We start from the raw sequence: 19,131 nt of genomic DNA, 5'->3' as shown, positions 1-19,131 counted from the left end.
AGTCTTCAAGGAAAGTATCAGAACTTATAGGCGTATTATTGATGTTAGGTTTTCCAGTAGGTACTTTTTTAGGATATTTCTTCTTGCAATGCACGATATGGCATGATCCAGAACAAAAACAATAACAGTCTATGTGAGGATAGGTATGTGTGAAGGAGGTCCTTTTATTGGATTGACTTACACCGAGTTATTGGCCAAAAGACCTCGCCCTCAGTGTAAGGCAACTGACTGCTTACGGCCGGCGGGCGACGATTTTGGCGCAAGACACCAGTACACTCAGCCGTGCCCAGGGCGTTAACTTGCACGGCGGCGAGGCGTAAGCTGCCCTTGGCATGGGGCGACTTGTACCGCAAGCTGCCTGTCGCGAATGGTTGCTTTTTGCTTTGATCCTAAGCGGGCGGTCGCGACAGCTGTTCGGCCTCATAATACCTTAAGTGATAGCCTTGTGACTGGATGCACTCTCTTGCCGGCGTCAGCTACGGTCGTCTTCTGCCCGTCGCGAGACGGAAGAAAACGACCCAATACAGCCGGTCGACACTGGCAGAAGTGGGCCAAAAGCGGAATTTATCTGCTATGACACCAATGACGAGCTGGTCTGTGAGGTAGGCTGTAAAAATATGATCACCACAGTGAGCCAAGATGATTGCTTAAGCTATTTCGTCGTCGTGCATGGCATTGACATTGAGACCTACGAACGACTGGCCGTTCACTTCGAATGTCGTCGTGGCGGCATGCGAGTGACGGACGGAAGCCGGTATATCTCTGTCCCAATCACGATGGCTACCTTAGAGGGCACCCTCGCTTGGGTCAAAACCGAACTCGGGGGGCGCTACTGTGAGCTGTATTTAATAGTGTGCGTCGCAACCAAATTGTCTTGGAGCGAGGTTGTCATCAACTCTGAGATAGCTTTGCTCGCTGGTCAAGCTGGTGCGGCGATTAAGTTTGCTTTTAAGCGAGCGTGATTTCATCTCTGCAGTATCCACATTGGGTCGGTAGCCGCGATTGGTGAACGGCTGCTTTTGGCCGCTAGCAGTCCTTATCAAAGGTCTGCATTGGGTCGAAAGCTGCCATTTGCGATGGGCTGCTCTCCGCCGGTAGCACGAAAGATTAATAAACGCGTGAATTGGCTATCGACCCTGCATGCAATGATGGCAATATGATCGCTCTAGGAGAAATAGCATTCGGCGCGAGGCAAAGCCGGATGTCATGCGCATAGGGATAGGGATAGGGATATGGCTTCGATTCTGGTGGATGGTGCGGACAAGACCGCAAAGATCAGCGATTGGGCGATTCGCTGGAACGACAAGCACGAAGCTCTGGAATTGACCTGTCACTTCCCCTCCAAGAAAAAATACACCCGCCCACTCAGTAACTGCCAAGTTTCGCCCACCCGCGAGTTGACTAATGTATTGCTGCACAAGCCCGGCAGCATGATCGTCACGCCCATTGCCAAAGCTATGATTTACGGCGAGCGATACGCCGTCGTGCACTACCCAGGCACCGAAAAGCCTTATGTCTACAAGATGGACGGTATCAACTTCACCGCCCCGACATCAATGAAAGACACTCCGGTCTTTCGCTATTTCACTACCGTGGCGAATGCCCGACAGGATCATGCTGAGTCGAAAACTGATCGTGAAATTGCCGAAAATGTGGTGCGCCAGCTTGGAAAACTGCCTGCCATCGCTGGTACTGCCTTGCAAGCCTATTGTACGGGGCGCAACGGCACGCTGGCGCCGGGTCAGGGGCTCATCTATCCGTTCGGGCTTAACGAGAGTCAGCTTCAGGCGGTCGAACGAGCGTTCAGTGCGCAAATCAGCGTGATCGAAGGCCCGCCAGGGACCGGCAAGACTCAGACGATCCTCAACATACTCGCCAATATTCTTTTACGTGGGCAGACGGTAGCGGTGCTGTCCAACAACAATGCTGCCGTGGAGAACGTTTACGAGAAGCTGGAGAAGTACGGCCTGGGCCACTTAGTCGCCAAGCTTGGCAGCCAGGACAAACGCGAGTCCTTCTTCGCCGACCTGCCTGAGTGGCCATCAAGCGCGCCCGAGCCTGCACCGTCCCTAGATGAGATCCAGGCCTTGCTGACCCGCTTGAAGCAGCACCTGAAAGACCACAACAGGGCGGCACAACTACAAATCGAGCTGGACGAGCTGGTCATCGAACGGCGCTACCTGCAGCAATGGCAGACAGAAAGTGATGTGCAGGGCACAGGCTCGCTCGATAAGTACGGCCTGACCCCCCGCAAGACTGCGGACCTCATGGCCTATTTGGCTTACCTCGGCGAGCAGCGCGTTAATTTCAAAGACCGCATTGAGCTACTGTTTAAATTCAAGATTTTCCGCACCAAGCCATTCGCCGAGGGCGAGGCGCGCATGGCCGTTTTTCATGCACTGCAAATGCATTACTACGACAAGTCGCTACGGGACAAGGAGGCGGAGCTGCGGGCGTGCCGTGAATCGATGGTACGCGCAAATTTCACGGCCCTGCTGAAAGAATTCTCAACAGCATCAATGCACCATCTGAAGCAGCATCTGCAACTTCAGGTACCGCCGTCGGACAGCTTTGATGCCAAAACTTACCGCAGGTATTTCGACGTTTTTATGAAGCGCTTCCCGATCCTGGGCAGCGGCACGCACTCCATCGTCAATTCGATCGCGCCGGGAGCGGTCCTCGACTACGTAATCATCGACGAAGCCTCTTTGCAAGACATCGTGCCGGGCATCCTGCCACTGGGCTGCGCAAAGAACCTGATCGTCGTGGGAGACAACCGACAGTTGCCGCATATCCCCGTGGCACTGGGGCTTCAAGCGCCCGCCGAGGTCTACGATTGCGAGCACTACAGCCTACTGGATTCGTGCATCGCTGTGTTCCAGGACGCTCTGCCCAGAACCCTGTTGAAAGAACATTACCGCTGCCACCCCAGGATCATCCAGTTCTGCAACCAGCAGTTCTACAACAACGCACTGGTGCCAATGACCGAGGACAAAGGCGAAGCCCCCCTGCGCCTAGTGGTGACAGCCAAGGGCAACCACGCCAGGAAGAACACCAACCTTCGGGAGTTGGATTCCCTGCTGAAGGTGCTTGAGGACGAGGGGCAGCCCGTCGGAGTGGACGGCGAAGGCCGTGGTTACATCGCCCCGTTTCGGGCGCAAGTCAATCTTTCCGACACGCACCTGCCGACGGATTTCGTTAAGGACACCGTGCATAAGTTTCAGGGGCGTGAGTGCGACGAGATTGTCTTCTCCACTGTGCTCGACAAGAAGCGCTACAACCAGGCGCAAACACGTCTGGATTTCGTCGATGACCCACGCATGGTCAACGTGGCAGTTTCGCGGGCCAGACATCGCTTCACGCTGGTGACCGGCGATGAGGTGTTCACTGATAATAATGGCCACATCGCCGCGCTGATCCGCTACATCAGCTATTACGCGCAGGACGAGCAGATCGTACGCGCGCCGGTGGTGTCGGCATTCGACTTGCTGTACCGCGAGTACGACAGGTCCCTGGCACGCTTGGACGCCCGCCTGCGATCAGAGGACTCACGCTACAAGTCCGAGCAGATCGTGGAACAGTTGCTGCGCGAAGCGCTGTCAGCCCCGGCGTACCAGGCATTGAAGTACCACACACAGATCCAGCTGGATAAGCTTGCATCACCGGGTAGCCTCGACTGGACGGGGCCCCAGCGGGAATTCATGAGGCGCGCCAGTTGCGATTTCGTGATCTATTTCAAAGTGGGCAAGAAACCGATAGGGGTGATCGAGGTCGATGGCGGGTACCACGACCGACCCGTGCAGGCAGCTCGGGACGCCAAGAAGAATGAGATTTTGGCTAAAAGCGGCATTCCTATTCTGCGGCTGCGGACGGTTGAGAGTGACATTGAGCGAAGAGTTGGCGACTTTATTGGGCGGTGGGCTAGTCCTGCGCATGGCGCATAAACCACTTGGAGGGCTAATTTATTAATACGCCTGTACCCCGAAATCTGTTTGCGGCACTCAAAAAACCAAACGACGTTGGGGTTACAGCCTTGGCGGTAATTGGCCTGGTGAGTACTGACCTAGAGGTGTGCTACCTCGTTATCAGGTACATCAACTATGAAACGGGCGCTGTTGATGGCGATCATCTTTATCTCTCCTTAGAGGAAGTGTTCGCCTCGACCGCGTCGGATTATGGGGTGGCAATAGATGACTGGCGGACGCTATCGGCCGCAGAGGTCGCTGTTATTAACGCGCAAATTCGGTGAGTGACTTGGGGTTCTTCCTCACCTGTGGTGCCTTTGGCAAAACTTTTCATCTGCGCTAATCGATTGGGATTGATAGCCCTTAAGGTCAGTGGCCCGGTGCCGGAAAGGAGGTTTGGCTCGTATGGAAGAGATTGGCTGGGCCGTGTGAGGCTAGCCATGGTGCGTTTGCAAACCAAGCGGCATCCGGTTTTTTCGCAAGGCTGGGCGCGCTTGCGGCGGCTTGCGAGATCCATCACTTCATATCGCTTTAGACCGCTCGGAAAGCCCAAGGCAAGGACTAACCAGGTTTACTTTTCACACCAAGGACTCAGCCACTCCGATCAATTGAAAGGCGTCTTTCTCCAAAGGCTCGGCGAAGATGATGTTCCAATCACGGTAACCGGAGTGATCCCCTACCAGGCTCAACTCGAATCGAGCCCCAGATGCATCGGTTTCGTAGCTTTTCAAGTAAGTCAGGTTCTTGGCTTCATTAAAAACCACGTCCACCGTGCTGTTGTAACCATTTCCCAGTCGGGTAAAGCCCAAGGCGGGCAAGTCGATCGTGTCTTCACCCGCGGTATAGGCGATCAGTGTGGTTTTCGGTGGCGGTACGGTAGCTGTCGCTCAATGCGTCGAAGCGGAACACATCGTTGTTACCGCCACCCGTCAATAGGTCCCGGCCATCTCCGCCAACCAATACATCATTCCCTAGCGCGCCATAAAGGCGATCATCGCCCGCGAAGCTTTCGATGATTTCGCCTCGAGCGTTGCCTTGTAAATGATCAGCCTCTTCGGTGCCCATCAACCTGGCTAGGTGAAACAGGATGTTGGTTTCATTCAGCGCTTGGCCCAAGTTACCGTCGAAGATCACTTCGAAGCGTTCCCCATCCGCGTTGGCCTCGAAACTCTTGAGGTAGGTCCGCGTCCCGCTGTCATTGACTCGTATCGCCAGTGTTCCATCATGTCCGTTGCCCAGCCCGAGGAAGCCGAGGGAGGAGAGGTCGAGCGTATCGGTGCTGGGGTCGAAGTCGGTGATTCGGTCGCTATGGGCCGTGGTTGCGGTTCGGTAGCTGTCTGCGGCTGACTGGTAACGGAACGTATCGGCCCCGGCGCCGCCTGTCAGCAGGTCACGACCTTGCTGGCCATCGAGCAGATCGTCACCGGCTCCGCCAGAGATCGCATCGTCGAACGAGGCGGTACCGAGCAGGAAGTCATCCTCGCGGCCACCGTCAAGGTGATGATAGCCATCGTCGGGATTGCCAAAGCCGAGGTCCAGGCGACCGTCGGGGTTCAACTGAACCAAGGCGGCCAGATAGCCGTCCGCGCTCGTCCCTTGGCTTCCGCCAATCAATAGCTTGCCGTTGGCCAGCACGATCATGTCAGCGACTGCGAAAGGAGCGCTTTGCGAGCCCCAACTCACCTTGTCCTGATCACCGAAACCGCTGTCGAGCGAGCCGTCGGCATTGAGGCGGATGACGCTCGCCACGCCGCCCGAGGCGCCCGCCAGCAGGATTTTGCCGTCATCCTGGATGACCAGGGCGTCTGGGTGAACATCCAGGGCGAGGCTGCCCCCGTTCGCAAAGCTGCTATCCAGAGTGCCGTCCGGATTGAGGCGAGTCAGGGTATCTCGCCCGGTGACCAATACCTTCCCGTCTCCCTGCAGCGAAACGTCGATCGCGCTGCCGGGTTGAATGCCCACGGACGCTGGCAGGTGCAGGACCCCAGCCTCGCCGAAAGACGAGACCAGGGTCCCCGTCGCGTCGAAGCGAGCGATATGGATCTCCCCGGACGGATACCCGGCGCTTGCGAAAAAAAAAGCTGCCGTCGCGTTGTACGGAGAACGACGCTTGCTGACCCCAGATCGTCATTCCAATAGAAAGGCACCGTTGCGGTGCCGCCATTCCCGAAACTGGTATCGAGGCTGCCGTTTGCCAAGGTACGGCTTACACCCGAAACCCAGGCATCGCCCACCTTCACGTAGAGCGCCGCCAGGTAGCCCCCTCCCGGCTGCTAGAGAGCCGACTGCCTCGACTGACGACTCAACCCAGGCGTCTTGCCCGTAACGCGCTTGAATGCGCGGCTGAAAGCGGCCTGGGAGGTGTAGCCCAGGCGTTGCGCCACTTCTTCGATTGGCAACCTTTCGAGCGTCAGCCACTGGCTCGCGAGCCGCATCCGCAGTTCGGTGACGTAGCGCAACGGGGCCATGCCGATAGTCGCCTGGAAACGGTCGGCGAAGACCGAGCGCGAGGTATTGCATTGCTTCGCCAACTGCGCAACGGTCCAGTCGCGGCCCGGTTGTTGATGGAGCGCGAGAAGTGCATTGGCCAGGCGCTGATCGCGCAATGCGGCGACCAGCCCAGAGGCATTGCCGCAGGCGCACTCCACCCAACCGCGAACGACCATGGCGGCCACCACGTCGGCCAGCCGCGCGAGAATGCCGGCGAAGCCGACACGTGCGGCGCTCGCTTCGCGTTCCATGGTGGTCAGGATCGGCATCAGTCCAGGGTAACGCTGGCCGCCGGCATCAATCAGCATCAGGCCCGGCATCAGCCTGCCCAGGCCATGGATGCTGCCCAGTTCAAACTCCATGCAGCCGCTGAACAGAATGGTCGTCGGCGTGGGGCTGGCATCGTTTCCGGTATCCACCGCGCTGACGGCATCGCCGAGGGGAGCGCCGTCCAGGCGATCGATGGCCTGAACCGGCGCGTCCACATGGGACAGCAGTTGGTGGACCGCCCCATGGGAAATGAACACGGCATTGCCGGCCGACAGCGCATAGGTGGTTCCGTCTTCCATCCGCAGCAGTGCATTGCCGACCGCCAGGAAGTGGAACCAGGCGTGTCCGGGTTTGTCAGCGAAGCCGAGGCCGAAGGCTGGACCGGCCTGGATACGCCGGTACTCGACGCCGCGCAGGCGCATGCCGCGCAACAACTCGTTGATGAGATCCGAGGAGAGGGCAAACTGATCGGTGGGCATGGCTCAGGTGTTTCGGTCAAAAAGTCGAGGTTTTCGATCATAGATCATCCGGTTTCGCGCGCCTAGACTGCGGGTCGCAATGAAATTCGGAGATCCGTGTAATGACTGACTGTGTGTGTAATGCCGGACCCGGCAGCCGTTCCGGCGTCGGGCCGGATGTGGAGCCGACAACCCCCGCGTGGATGGCCGTTTTCTCGCTGGCAATGGGCGTGTTCGGATTGCTGACCGCCGAGTACCTTCCGGCCAGCCTGTTGACGCCGATGGCGACCGACCTGGGAGTGTCCGAAGCGTTGGCTGGCCAGGCGGTAACGGTGACCGCCGTGGTCGCGTTGTTCGCTGGCCTGTTGGTGCCTGGCCTGACCCGCGGCATCGATCGCCGCTGGGTGCTGCTGGGTTTTTCCACGTTGATGATCGCATCCAATCTACTGGTCGCCGTGTCCTCCAGCCTCGCGGTGCTGTTGCTGATGCGGATCTTGCTGGGCATCGCCCTGGGCGGGTTCTGGAGCATGGCGGCAGCGGTGGCGATGCGCCTGGTACCGGCGGCTTTGTTGCCCCGAGCGCTCTCGATCATTTTCAGCGGCATTGCTATCGGGACGGTGGTTGCGGTCCCGCTGGGTAGCTACCTGGGCGGGCTGTATGGCTGGCGCAGCGCGTTCTTTGCAGCGGCGGCGGTAGGTGTGGTGACCCTGGCTTTCCAGTCGTTCACGCTGCCGCGCCTCGCGCCGCGCAGGCCGGCCCGCCTGCGCACCGTACTTGAAGTGTTGCGGCGCCCGGGCATCGCCATGGGCATGTTCGCTTGCGTGCTGGTGCACAGCGGCCATTTCGCGATGTTCACTTATGTCCGGCCATTTCTCGAAGGGACTACCGGCATCGACGCGCAAGGGCTGTCGCTGATGCTGCTGGGTTTCGGTGTGGCGAACTTCGCCGGCACGCTGTTGGCCGGGTGGCTGCTTGAGCGTCATCCGCTGGCCACCCTGGTATTGATGCCGGCGCTGGTAGGCGTTGCCGCACTGGCGTTGGTGCTGTTGCCGGCCTCGGTGCCAGGCCAGGCGGTGCTGCTGGCAATCTGGGGCCTGGCCTTTGGCGGTGTGCCGGTGGCGTGGTCGAACTGGGTCGCCAGCGCGGTGCCTGATCAGGCGGAAAGCGCCGGGGGCATGGTGGTGGCGTCCGTGCAGTCGGCCATCGCAACGGGCGCTGCCGGTGGCGGTGCGATGTTCAGCCTCGGTGGCAGCGTCGGCGTATTCGTCGCGGCGGCTGTGGTGATGCTGCTGGCTGCGTTGCTGATTGCGTTGCGGGTCCGGGTTCGTTCTGTCCATGGCAGTGCCCAGGCCACGACGGCGCCGCTCATTGCCAATCCGTCGCAACGGCAGTGAGCATTTCATGAATCAGTTGCCCGAACCGTTGTGTCAGCAAGCCTTGCGGCCTGTCTGCCGGTAGCAGCAGATAGGTCGAGAAGCGTATCTGTGGGCGAAAGGGGCGGATTTCGATGCCAGTATGCAGGTACTCCAGCGCCACGATCGGGCTGACGATGCTGACACCCAGGCCCAGACCCACCAACGAGCAGACCGTGGCGGCGTAGGGCGTTTCCAGGCTCAGTTTCCGGTGGCCCCGGTCCTCGGGGAATGCCCGGTCGACCCGGGCACGAGAGCCGTCGTTTTGCGACAGCGAAATGAATTCCTCGCCCTTGAGATCCTCCGGTCCGACGCAGGCCAGTGCGCTCAGGCGATGACCCTTGGGGAATATGCACACGCCTGGCACGTCGCAGATCAACCGGGTCGTCACCCCCGGCATGTCCTCGCCGACGTAGGACGCCAGCCCCAGATCGCAAAATTGCGAGGCAGTCCAATGGGCAACCATCGGTGAGTCATTGGTATGGAGCGAGATCGCGACGTCCGGGTTCTCCTGGCGAAAGCGTTGGATCACGCGAGGCAACACCGTCAGCGACAGGGAGGGGACCGCGGCGATACGCAAGCGCCCCGTGCCGACGCGGCGGATGTTCTGCGCGGCTTTCTCCAGGCTGTGCAGCCCGATGAACGCCCGCTCGACATCGGCGAACAGCGCGGCCCCTTCATCGGTGGGTAGCAAGCGTCCGGCGACCCGTTCGAACAGCTTGAAACCAGCGTTGCGCTCAAGTTGGGCAATCAAACGACTGATGTTGGGCTGGGAGGTATGCAGGGACTCGGCCGCGGCGGTCATCGAGCCACTCAACATGACCGCGCGAAAGGCTTCGACTTGTTTGAAGTTCATGGCGTCCCATATCAATTTGGTATGAATGACTGATGAATTGTCATTTGTTTGCATGAGCCACAGGCTTTATAAATCTTTCCATCGACGTGAGCGCGAACGCGGGAACGGCGATGCGGTTCGAGCATACGGCAGTCATAAGCATAAAAAAATGCCGCTCTTTATCTCATTTCTGCCCTTGTATTTTCACGGTGTCGTGCTGCCTCAGCCGCTCGATACCGATAGGTAAACCAGGAGGCATCATGTCGTTTTCATTCAAGATTCTTGGCAGTGCGCTGGCGTTCTCGGGCCTGACGCTGGGTGGCCTTGCCCAGGCCCAGGCAAGCGGATTGCCTGCGGTTCCCGATGAGATCAAGGAGGCCGGCCAGGTGCGTGCCGGCGTGCGTTGCGACCAACCGCCCTACGGTTTTCAGGACAGCAGTGGCCAGTTCGCCGGCGTCGAAGTGGAGATGGCCAGGCAGATCGCGCTGTGGTCGCTGGGCTCGAAAGACAAGGTGACGTTCACCTGCGTCACGGCGGAAAACCGCGTCCCGCAATTGCTCGGGCGCAAGGTCGATTTCCTGATCGCGACCTTGGGCGTCACCCCTGAACGCTTGCGCGTCATCGACTTCACCACGCCTTATCGTTGGGGCGCCAGCGACGTGGTGGTGAAGAAGGACAGCCCGATCAGGAAAATCGCCGACCTCAACGGCAAGACCCTCGCTACCCTCAAGGGCTCGGTGCAGGCCAAGTGGTTCGAAGACCACATGCCGGGGGTCAAGACCTTGCGCATGAACAGCGCCGCCGATGCGTTGCAGACCTTCCGCCAGGGCCGCGCCGATGCCTACACCCATGATGCGGCGACGCTTGTGGTGGTGGCGGACAATGACAAGGACGCGCGCCTGCTCAACGAGCCGTTCCAGATTTCCGATGCGGCGATCGGCGTGCGCAAGAACGACGAGGCATGGCGCGACTACCTCAGCGCCGCCATCGCGCGCATGCATGAGGAAAAACTGTTCCGTGGCTGGATCCAGCAGTTCGTGCCCCAGGGCATCCAGAGCTACTACATAAGCGTCTTCGAGCAGCCCAAGCCTGCCGAAGCCCTTTGAGCGGACGTCACCATGGACTTTGACTTCAACTATCTATTGGCCCAGTGGCCGGCGCTGCTCGATGGCGTGCAGATGACGTTGCGCGTGTCGGTGCTCGCCATCGGTTGCTCATTGCTCGTGGGTGTCCTCGGTGGCGCGGCGCGGGTGATGAAAGTGCCGGTGCTGGCGCAGGTCGTGGCGTTGTACGTGGAACTGATCCGCAACACGCCGATCCTGGTGCAGTTGTTCTTCATTTTCTATGGGTTGCCCGCCATCGGCATGGGGCTGTCGCTGTTCTGGTCGGGGGTGTTGTGCCTGTCGCTTTGGGCCGGGGCCTATCAGATCGAGAACGTGCGGGGAGGGCTGGCGACCGTGGAGCACGGCATGCGTGAAGCCAGCGTCGCGCTGAGCCTCAAGCCAAGTCATTACTTTTGCCTGGTGGCCTTGCCCATCGCTTTCAGGACCAGTTTGCCGGCGATGTTGAACACCGCCATTTCGTTGCTCAAGAACTCGTCCTACCTGCAGGCCATCGGCCTGGCCGAGCTGACGTTCGTCGCGGTGGACCGCATTGCCACGGATTTTCGTGCCATCGAAATGTTCAGCGCCATTTGCGTCATCTACCTGGCGCTGGTGGGGATCCTGGCGCTGTTGACGGGACGGCTCTCGGCCCGCTTGCAACGACCTTTCCAACACTGAGGCCGGTATGAATTTTCTGATCGAAAACTGGGCCTTCGTATGCAAGGGCCTGTGGATGACCTTGCGCCTGGCGTTGGTGGTGCTGCTGTTCACTACGCTGATCTCTGTCGTTCTCGGGGTGCTGGCGACGCTGAAGAATCGTCTGTTGCAGTTGGCGATCCACGGTTACGTCGAGCTGTTTCGTTCGATCCCGTTGATCGTCAATGTGTTCTTCATCTTTTTCGGTGCGCCGATGTTGGGCCTGGACTTGAGCCCGTTCGTGGCGGTGACCACCGGCCTGACCCTGTGGGGCAGTGCCAATGGCATCGAGATCGTGCGCGGTGGCCTGGAGTCGGTGGCGCGCCATCAATGGAAAAGCGCCTGGGCACTGGGCCTGCGGCCCTGGCAAATCTATCTCTACGTGATCGCGCCACAGTCGATGCGCGCCATCCTTCCGGCGTACACCGGCCTGCTGACCATGCTGGTACAGGCCACGTCCCTGGGCGCGCTGGTGGGTGTCGGCGAGTTCCTCAAGGTCGGCCAGATCATCATCGAACGGGACACCGTCATGACTGGTGTGAGCCCTGCGTTCACGGTCTACGGCCTGGTGTTGCTGGTGTATTTCGTCATCTGTTCCCTGCTGAGCTGGCTCAGCCGTTATCTCGAACGTCGGCTGGGTCGCCCAGTGACGCGTGCCACTCCTGAAGAGGTTTCAACATGCAAGCATCCAAAGTCAGCCGGCGTCTGAAGGAAGCCACCGCGCCGGAAGTCAACGAGTACATCTATCGGCCGCGCCTGCAGGGCTTCGCCGAGGGTTTCGAACTGTTGGGCAATATCAACAAGGCCCACATCGTGATGCTTGCCGAGCAAGGCCTGATCAAGGATGAGCACGCCGCCGTGTTGGCCAGGGGCGTGCTCGAAATGGAGGAGGCCGGGCCTGGCGAGGTGGCCCTCGACCCGTCCCGTGAGGATGCCTACTTCAACTACGAGGCCCACCTGATCGGGCAAATTGGCACCGACATCGGCGGGCGCCTGCACACCGGCCGCAGCCGCAACGACATCCTCGCCACGCTCGACCGGCTGCGCTGCCGTGAAGTGCTGATGGACCTGATCGAGGCATTGCTGGAAGTCCGCCAGACAGCTGTCAACAACGCCGAAGTGTTCGCCGACGTGGTGATGCCGGGTTATACCCATCTGCAACCGGCGCAGCCGATCACCTATGGCTATTACCTGTCTGCGGTGGAACAGGCGTTGGCACGCGATTGCAAGCGCCTGACCCAGACCCTGGAATCGATGAACCAGAGTCCGCTGGGCGCGGCGGCCTTCGCCGGGACGCCATTCAACATCAACCGGGGGCGCACGGCCGAGCTGCTGGGTTTCGACGGCTATCTGGACAACGCCCTGGACGCGGTCGGCTCCAGGGATTTCATTCTCGAAAGCCTGTCGCACCTGAGCCTGTTGGCGGTGTTCTGGAGCCGCGTGGCCCAGGATTATTTCGTCTGGAGCACTCACGAATTCAGCCTGATCGACTTTCCCGACAGCGTCGCCGCGACGTCGAGCATCATGCCCCAGAAGAAAAACCCCACGGTGCTGGAGTATCTCAAAGGCCGCAGCGGGCATATTGTCGGCCTGCTGATGGGGGCGAGTATCAGCATCAAGGGAAGCAATTTCTCCCATACCGGCGACGGTAATCGCGAGGGCATCCGTGGCTTCTGGGAGGCCGCCGAAGAAAGCCTGCGCTGCCTGAAACTGTTGGATCTGGTATTGCGCACCGCAACGCCGAATATCGAACTGGCGGTACGCCGCGCGGGAGAGGATTTTTCAACCGCCACCGGCCTGGCCGATCTGATCGTGCAGGAAGCGGACCTGTCGTTCCGCGAGGCCCATCATGTCGTCGGTGGGGTCGTACGCATGGCCATGGATGCGGGCATGCTGGCGCACCAGATCGATAGCGCGATGGTCGATGTCTGTGCCCTGGAGCAGTTGGGGTATGCGCTGAACCTGCCGGCCCAGAAGGTGCGCGACTGCCTTGATCCGACCGCCAACGTCCAGGCGCGGATTTCGGCGGGCGGCCCGTCGATGGCTTCACTCAAGCCGAGCCTGCTGCGCGCCAACGCCAGAATCGCCACCGAGCGCCAAGCCAACCAGGCTCGTCGTGATCGCTTGGCGGCTGCCCATGAGCGTCTGCAGGCGGCGACCCGGGCCCAGGCGGGGCTATGAAGAGCATGTTGACGGTACGTGGGTTGCACAAGCGGTTCGGTGACCATGAGGTGGTCAAGGGCGTGGACCTGGACGTTGCCGAAGGCGAAGTGGTGGTGATCATCGGTCCCAGCGGCTCCGGAAAATCCACCTTCATTCGCTGCCTCAACAGCCTCGAATTGCCCTCGGCTGGCAGTGTGGTGATCGGCAATGGCGAGTCGATCAAGGCGGGTGATCGCAAGGCACTGGCGAAGTTGCGGGAGGAGGTGGGCATGGTGTTCCAGGACTACACCTTGTTCCCGCACCTGTCGGTGATGGCCAATATGATCCTGGCGCCGGTCAAGCTCAAGCGCGCGTCCAAGGCCCAGGCGCAAAGCGCTGCGCTGGCACTGCTGGACCGCGTCGGACTTCGGCATAAGGCTGACGGGTACCCATCCGAACTGTCGGGGGGGCAGCAACAGCGCGTGGCGATCGTCCGTGCCTTGGCCATGAAGCCCAAGTTGCTGCTGTTCGATGAGCCCACCTCGGCGCTGGACCCGGAAACCGTTGGCGACGTGCTGAACGTGATGAAGGGTCTGGCCGCCGAAGGCATGACCATGATTGTCGTGACCCACGAAATGGGCTTTGCCCGGGAAGTGGCGGATCGGGTGATATTTTTCGACGCAGGGCGGATTGTCGAGATGGGGCCGCCGTCACAGATATTTACCGCGCCCCAGGAGGCTCGGACACGACAATTCCTGCAAGCGGTCCTTCATTGAAACGCAGATATTCAGGCCGTTGCTCGACATGAGCGGGCCTGCAGCATGGGAGTTTGTGATGAATGAAGTGATCACTGGGCCTGCGGGCGCCGACGGCATGATCCGCATGGAGGCTGTCCACAAATGGTACGGCCAGTTCCACGTGTTGAAAGACATCAACCTGAACGTCAGGCAGGGTGAGCGTATCGTCCTGTGCGGCCCTTCGGGTTCCGGCAAGTCCACCACCATCCGCTGCCTCAATCGCCTGGAAGAACACCAGCAGGGCCGCATCGTGGTCGACGGCGTCGAGCTGACCAACGACCTCAAGCAGATCGAAGCGATCCGCCGGGAAGTCGGCATGGTGTTCCAGCACTTCAACCTGTTCCCGCACCTGACCATCCTGCAGAACTGCACCCTGGCCCCGATGTGGGTGCGCAAGATGCCCAAGCGCAAGGCCGAGGAAATCGCCATGCATTACCTGGAGCGCGTGCGCATTCCGGAACAGGCGCACAAGTACCCGGGCCAGCTTTCTGGCGGTCAGCAGCAGCGCGTGGCGATTGCCCGCGCCCTGTGCATGAAACCGAAAATCATGCTGTTCGACGAACCGACCTCGGCCCTCGACCCGGAAATGGTGAAAGAGGTTCTGGACACCATGATCGGCCTGGCCGAAGACGGCATGACCATGCTCTGCGTGACCCACGAAATGGGTTTCGCCCGCACCGTGGCCAACCGCGTGATCTTCATGGACAAGGGCGAAATCGTCGAACAGGCCGCCCCGCACGACTTCTTCGACAACCCACAGAACGACCGCACCAAGCTGTTCCTGAGCCAAATCCTGCATTGATCGAGCTTGCTACGCTGGTCAGGTGATGCCGGCCACTGCTGGTTGAACGCCTGTTCAAATCACATGCGCACGCTGCAATTCAGTCAGGGCCAGCGCCTTGAGCTGCGCCAGCAATGGGTCGCGTCGATCCCGCGGATGGTCCAGCTGCACCGTCAGTTCCTGGCGGATGCTGCTGGGGCGGTTGTCCATCACCAAGACCCGGTCACTCAGGTACAACGCCTCGTCAACATCGTGGGTCACCAACAACAGGGCGATGGCGTGCCGCTCGGCCAGTTGCAGCAAGAGGTCCTGCAGTTTCATCCGGGTGAACGCGTCCACGGCACTGAAGGGTTCGTCCAGCAATAGCACTTGCGGTCGCGAGTACAGGCCGCGGGCAATCGCCACGCGTTGCGCCATGCCGCCGGACAAGGCCTTGGGCAAGGCGTCGGCAAAACCGTTGAGGCCAACTTCGTCGATCAACTGCGCGACCCAGGCCTTGTCGTAATCATCGTCATCACCGAAGCCGATGTTCTGTTGCACCGTCAGCCACGGCATCAGCCGTGCTTCCTGAAACACAAAGGCGAGCTGTTCGGTGTGGCTGAGCAGTTGTCCTTCGAAGTCTTTTTCCAGGCCTGCGACGATGCGCAGCAAAGTGCTTTTGCCACAGCCGCTGGGGCCCAGCAGGCTCACGGTTTCCCGGGGCTGCAGTTGCAGGTGGATATTATCGAGCACAGTGGTGGCGGCAAAGGTCTTGCGCTCGACGTGGATATCCAGCAGGGCTTGGGTCATGGCTCAATCCTCGCTGCCGTTGAAGGTGTCGCGCCAGGCCAGGAAGCGTTTTTCCAGGCCGGCAAGGATGCCGTCGCTGAGCTTGCCGAGCACGGCGAGTGCGATGATGGCCGCCAGGACGATGTCCGGCCGCGAGGTTTCGCGGCCATCGCTGAGCAGATAGCCCAAGCCTTTGGTGGCGGCGATCAGTTCGGCGGCCACCAGAAACATCCAGGCCAGGCTCATGCCGCTGCGCAACCCGGTGAACAGGCCGGGCAGGGCGGCGGGCAGGAGAATCCGCCGCACCAGGCGGCGGCGGTTGAACCCGTACATATGGCCGACTTCCACCAGCTTGCGGTCGATGTTGCGAATCGCTGCGACGCCATTGAGGTAAACGGGAAAGAACGCGCCGATGGCGATCAGCACCACTTTCGAGGTTTCGTCGATGCCCAGCCACAGCAGGAGCAACGGCACCCAGGCCAGGCTGGGAATCGAGCGCAGGCCGGCGAAGGTTGGTTCCAGATAGGCTTCGGCTTCGCGGCTCAAGCCAACCCAGGCGGCAAATACCAAGGCCAGGCCGGCGCCGATGGCGAAGCCCAGCAATACCCGCAACAGGCTGGCGCTGATGTGTTTCCACAGTGCCCCTTCGGCGAGGTCGCCGAGGGTCAGGGCGATCTCGCTCGGGGCCGGCATCTGGTAGGAGGGCAGCCAACCGATGCGCACGATGATTTCCAGGAATACGATGATCAGCACCGGCAGGGCCAGCCCCTTGAGACGCAGTCGCCAGTCGGCATTGAACAAGGGCGTCTTGCCCGCTGTGGGCAGGGCCAGGCGCGGGCTGGAAAGGTCTTTGCTGTTACTGCTCATGGCGGTTCTCCGGCAACGCCGAATCCGCGCCAGGCGCGGATCGGTTGTCGCCTGGGCAATGGTTATTCAAGGGCCACGGCCTGCTGGCGGCCGGTGTCGAGCAGCTGCTCGATCACCTCGTCCACATTCACCCCGCGCCGCACTAGTTCCTCGGAAACCAGGATCGGCGCGGCGGCCTTGGAAGCCACTACATCCTTGGCGCTCAGTTGTGGGTCGCCCAGGTCAGTGCGCGACAGTTGCAACCTGGCCACTTCCAGCGGCAGGCCCGATTCGTCGGCCAGCAGTTTGGCCAGCTCCTGCGGATGACCTAGCGCCCACTCACGGGCCTGTTCATAAGCGGCGAGTACGGTGTTGATGGTCTGCGGATGCTCCTTTGCATATTTTTCGGTGACGCTGACTACCCCGTAGCTGTTGAAGCCGGGGTTGCGATACAGCAGGCGCGATCCGGCCTGGACTTCACTGGCGGCCATGTGCGGGTCGAGGCCGGCCCAGGCGTCGACGTCACCTTTTTCCAGGGCGGTGCGCCCGTCCGGGTGCTGCAGGTGGACGAGTTCTACGTCGTCTTTGTCCAGCCCGGCCTGTTGCAGGCTGCGCAAGGTGAACAGGTAGGGATCGGTGCCCTTGGTGGCGGCGATTTTTTTGCCCTTGAGGTCGGCGACCGTCTGGTACGGCGAATCCTTGCGCACCACCAGGGCGGTCCATTCGGCACGGCTGTAGACGTACACCGACTTGATCGGGCTACCGTTGGCCCGACTCAGCACGGCGGCGAGGCTGGCGGACGAAGCGAAGTCGACGCCGCCGCTGTTGAGGTATTCCAGGGAACGGTTACTGCCCTGGCTCAAAACCCAGCTCACCTTGGTCTGGGGCAGGGCCTTTTCCAGATAGCCGAAGTGCTTGAGCACCAGGCTGACCGGCGAGTAATAGGCGTAGTCCAGATGCACTTCAGCCGGTGGGCTTTCTGCGGCCAGGGTCAGGGACGGGAGGCCCAGCACCAGGACGCAGGCGCTGAGCAGGGATCTGGCGCGGGCCAGGGAAAAGCGGAGGGCGGGTTTCATCGAGCGGCTCCAGGCAAGGCGGCAAGAAGGCAATGTTCTTATTTCCGAAAGATCGAAAGGCAGGAAAAAACCGCCGGATTGGAATATTGCAGGCTCTGTGCCATAGCCGGAAAACGCGCGGCTGGCGGGGCGCCAGGGGGTGGAAGTTTCGAGGGCAATGTTGCCCTGTCAACAGTCTGCTGCGGCGCTGTTGCACCGCAGACAGCGGTCGCAAGTGACTTATGAGCTTATGCCTTAAAAGAATTTCTGAGTTGAATTACAAGAGCGTTAAGTTCTAACAAATTCACTCAGGAGTCTTTCACGCAGCCCCGTCAATTCTTGCAACGTCTACTGCTCAGCACATTGTCTGCCGCACCGTTGGCCCAGGCCGCCGAGCCATTGGTACTGCATGTCGGCGACCAGAACTATTACAACGTACGGGCTTCGGTGGAGGCTTCGGGTGTGCTTGAGGGCGCCCCCTATCGCGTCGACTGGAAGCACTTCCAAGCGGCCGCGCCACTGGCCGAGGCGCTGAGTACCGGTGACCTGGACCTGGGTTTCCTCGGCGATTCGGGCTTTTTGTTCCTGGCAGCCAAACAGGCACCAGTGAAGTTGATCGGCGTCTCGCGGCAGAACCCTGACACCATCGCGCTGCTCGTGCCCAAGGACTCGCCGGTCAAGACCATCGCCGACCTCAAGGGCAAGAAGGTCGCCTATTGGCCCGGGGCGTGGAGTCAGCAACTGACACTGCGCGCCCTGGAACGGGCCGGCTTGCCGGAAGACCACGTCGACTTCATCAAGCTGATGCCCATTGATGCAGCCGCTGCCTTGCCCCAGGGCAGCATCGATGCCTTCCCGGTGTGGGAGCCCTACATCTCACAACAGATCCTCTTCTCCGGCGCCCGGCCGATCCTGACGGCGAAGGACCTCATGCCCGGCCTCAGCGCCATAGCCGCCTCGACGCCGGCCATCGACAGCAAGCGTGAAGCCATCGCCGACTTCCTCGGCCGCGTGAAACAAGCCCGCGCCTGGGTCGACAACCACACCGACCAATACGCCGACCTCTGGGCAAAGAAGGCCAATCTTGACCAGGACGTTTCGCGCCATTGGTTGCGCCAGGCCCACATGAGCGTTGGTCCGGTGGACCAGCAGTCCGCCGCCGACCTGCAGAGCACGGCGGACTTCCTGTTCAAGGTCAAGGCGCTATCGGCTCCGCTGGCCACTGCTGGCGTTATCGACACTTCCTTCAACCAAGCCTTCAGCCATTGAACATTGATGAGCGATGGCCGGTTCCGGACTAGGCCGTCGGCTGGGTGTTGGCAAACGGTCCCGAGCGAACGTCCGTACTGTTTGTTATCGAACAATTGATCAACACCGGTGTTGGGAGGCAGTCACCCTGATTGCCCGGTTGCGTGAGTAACCCACTGTAAATAAAGGAATTTACGAACTGGCATGAATCATGTTGAGACAGCAACGAGAAAGCGCCCGGATGGGGTGCTGAACCCATCGAGCA

Annotated in this window: 16 protein-coding genes; 9 read left to right on the top strand and 7 right to left on the bottom strand. The window is 60.4% G+C overall.

Annotated elements, in window-relative coordinates:
* Positions 1-1,232: 1,232 nt before the first annotated feature.
* Positions 1,233-3,944, top strand: coding sequence for an AAA domain-containing protein (locus J3P96_RS15715; RefSeq protein WP_434652198.1), 2,712 nt, complete (start codon positions 1,233-1,235; stop codon positions 3,942-3,944).
* A 599-nt stretch (positions 3,945-4,543) separates the two neighbouring features.
* Here the strand turns inward: J3P96_RS15715 and J3P96_RS15710 are convergent.
* The 3 genes from J3P96_RS15710 to J3P96_RS15700 form a co-directional block, all read right to left on the bottom strand.
* Positions 4,544-4,783 carry a hypothetical protein gene (locus J3P96_RS15710; RefSeq protein ID WP_434652196.1) on the bottom strand — a complete coding sequence of 80 codons (240 nt, stop codon included), beginning with the start codon at positions 4,781-4,783 and terminating at the stop codon, positions 4,544-4,546.
* 13 nt (positions 4,784-4,796) lie between these two features.
* Positions 4,797-5,927, bottom strand: coding sequence for a M10 family metallopeptidase C-terminal domain-containing protein (locus tag J3P96_RS15705; protein ID WP_434652194.1), 1,131 nt, complete (start codon positions 5,925-5,927; stop codon positions 4,797-4,799).
* A gap of 311 nt (positions 5,928-6,238) precedes the next feature.
* Positions 6,239-7,204, bottom strand: a complete 966-nt coding sequence (locus J3P96_RS15700; protein ID WP_434652192.1) for an AraC family transcriptional regulator — start codon at positions 7,202-7,204, stop codon at positions 6,239-6,241.
* 101 nt (positions 7,205-7,305) lie between these two features.
* Here J3P96_RS15700 and J3P96_RS15695 point away from each other — a divergent pair, with 101 nt between their 5' ends.
* A complete protein-coding gene (locus J3P96_RS15695; RefSeq protein WP_434652190.1) occupies positions 7,306-8,577 on the top strand; it encodes an MFS transporter in 1,272 nt (423 codons plus the stop codon).
* On the opposite strand, the gene J3P96_RS15690 is transcribed toward J3P96_RS15695, so the two are convergent.
* Complete coding sequence (locus J3P96_RS15690) at positions 8,549-9,451, bottom strand: LysR substrate-binding domain-containing protein (protein ID WP_434624303.1); 903 nt, start codon at positions 9,449-9,451, stop codon at positions 8,549-8,551. The two genes, J3P96_RS15695 and J3P96_RS15690, sit on opposite strands and share 29 nt — an antisense overlap.
* Before the next feature lie 239 nt (positions 9,452-9,690).
* Here J3P96_RS15690 and J3P96_RS15685 point away from each other — a divergent pair, with 239 nt between their 5' ends.
* The 6 genes from J3P96_RS15685 to J3P96_RS15660 are packed head-to-tail and all read left to right on the top strand — an operon-like array spanning position 9,691 to position 14,970.
* A complete protein-coding gene (locus J3P96_RS15685; protein ID WP_434568817.1) occupies positions 9,691-10,536 on the top strand; it encodes a transporter substrate-binding domain-containing protein in 846 nt (281 codons plus the stop codon).
* Between the two features lie 12 nt (positions 10,537-10,548).
* The gene (locus J3P96_RS15680; protein WP_305495180.1) at positions 10,549-11,211 is read left to right on the top strand and encodes an amino acid ABC transporter permease; all 663 of its coding nucleotides are present in this window, start codon (positions 10,549-10,551) and stop codon (positions 11,209-11,211) included.
* Positions 11,212-11,218: 7 nt separating this feature from the next.
* Positions 11,219-11,938 (top strand): amino acid ABC transporter permease, encoded by a 720-nt coding sequence (locus J3P96_RS15675; protein WP_434568816.1) that lies wholly within the window; start codon positions 11,219-11,221, stop codon positions 11,936-11,938.
* Positions 11,908-13,410: an argininosuccinate lyase gene (gene argH, locus J3P96_RS15670; protein WP_434652187.1), complete on the top strand. Its 1,503-nt coding sequence runs from the start codon at positions 11,908-11,910 to the stop codon at positions 13,408-13,410. The genes J3P96_RS15675 and argH overlap by 31 nt, the downstream gene beginning before the upstream one ends.
* Entirely contained in the window at positions 13,407-14,147 is a 741-nt protein-coding gene (locus J3P96_RS15665; protein WP_434652185.1) for an amino acid ABC transporter ATP-binding protein, read from the top strand. Before argH ends, J3P96_RS15665 begins: the two co-directional genes overlap by 4 nt.
* A gap of 58 nt (positions 14,148-14,205) precedes the next feature.
* Positions 14,206-14,970, top strand: coding sequence for an amino acid ABC transporter ATP-binding protein (locus J3P96_RS15660; RefSeq protein WP_434652183.1), 765 nt, complete (start codon positions 14,206-14,208; stop codon positions 14,968-14,970).
* A gap of 54 nt (positions 14,971-15,024) precedes the next feature.
* Here the strand turns inward: J3P96_RS15660 and J3P96_RS15655 are convergent, their stop codons facing one another.
* The 3 genes from J3P96_RS15655 to J3P96_RS15645 all read right to left on the bottom strand — a co-directional run bounded on the left by J3P96_RS15655 (position 15,025) and on the right by J3P96_RS15645 (position 17,639).
* Entirely contained in the window at positions 15,025-15,738 is a 714-nt protein-coding gene (locus J3P96_RS15655; RefSeq protein ID WP_434652181.1) for an ABC transporter ATP-binding protein, read from the bottom strand.
* A 3-nt stretch (positions 15,739-15,741) separates the two neighbouring features.
* Positions 15,742-16,584, bottom strand: a complete 843-nt coding sequence (locus J3P96_RS15650; RefSeq protein WP_434652180.1) for an ABC transporter permease — start codon at positions 16,582-16,584, stop codon at positions 15,742-15,744.
* Between the two features lie 62 nt (positions 16,585-16,646).
* Positions 16,647-17,639, bottom strand: coding sequence for an aliphatic sulfonate ABC transporter substrate-binding protein (locus J3P96_RS15645; protein ID WP_434652179.1), 993 nt, complete (start codon positions 17,637-17,639; stop codon positions 16,647-16,649).
* A 318-nt stretch (positions 17,640-17,957) separates the two neighbouring features.
* Between J3P96_RS15645 and J3P96_RS15640 the strand changes: the two genes are divergently transcribed.
* Positions 17,958-18,887: an ABC transporter substrate-binding protein gene (locus tag J3P96_RS15640; RefSeq protein WP_434652178.1), complete on the top strand. Its 930-nt coding sequence runs from the start codon at positions 17,958-17,960 to the stop codon at positions 18,885-18,887.
* Positions 18,888-19,131 lie beyond the last annotated feature (244 nt).

Source organism: Pseudomonas sp. R3-56 (assembly GCF_051132075.1).
Lineage (GTDB): Bacteria > Pseudomonadota > Gammaproteobacteria > Pseudomonadales > Pseudomonadaceae > Aquipseudomonas.
The sequence above is the reverse complement of the archived record's forward strand: the minus strand, read 5'-3'. Positions and strand labels throughout refer to the sequence as shown.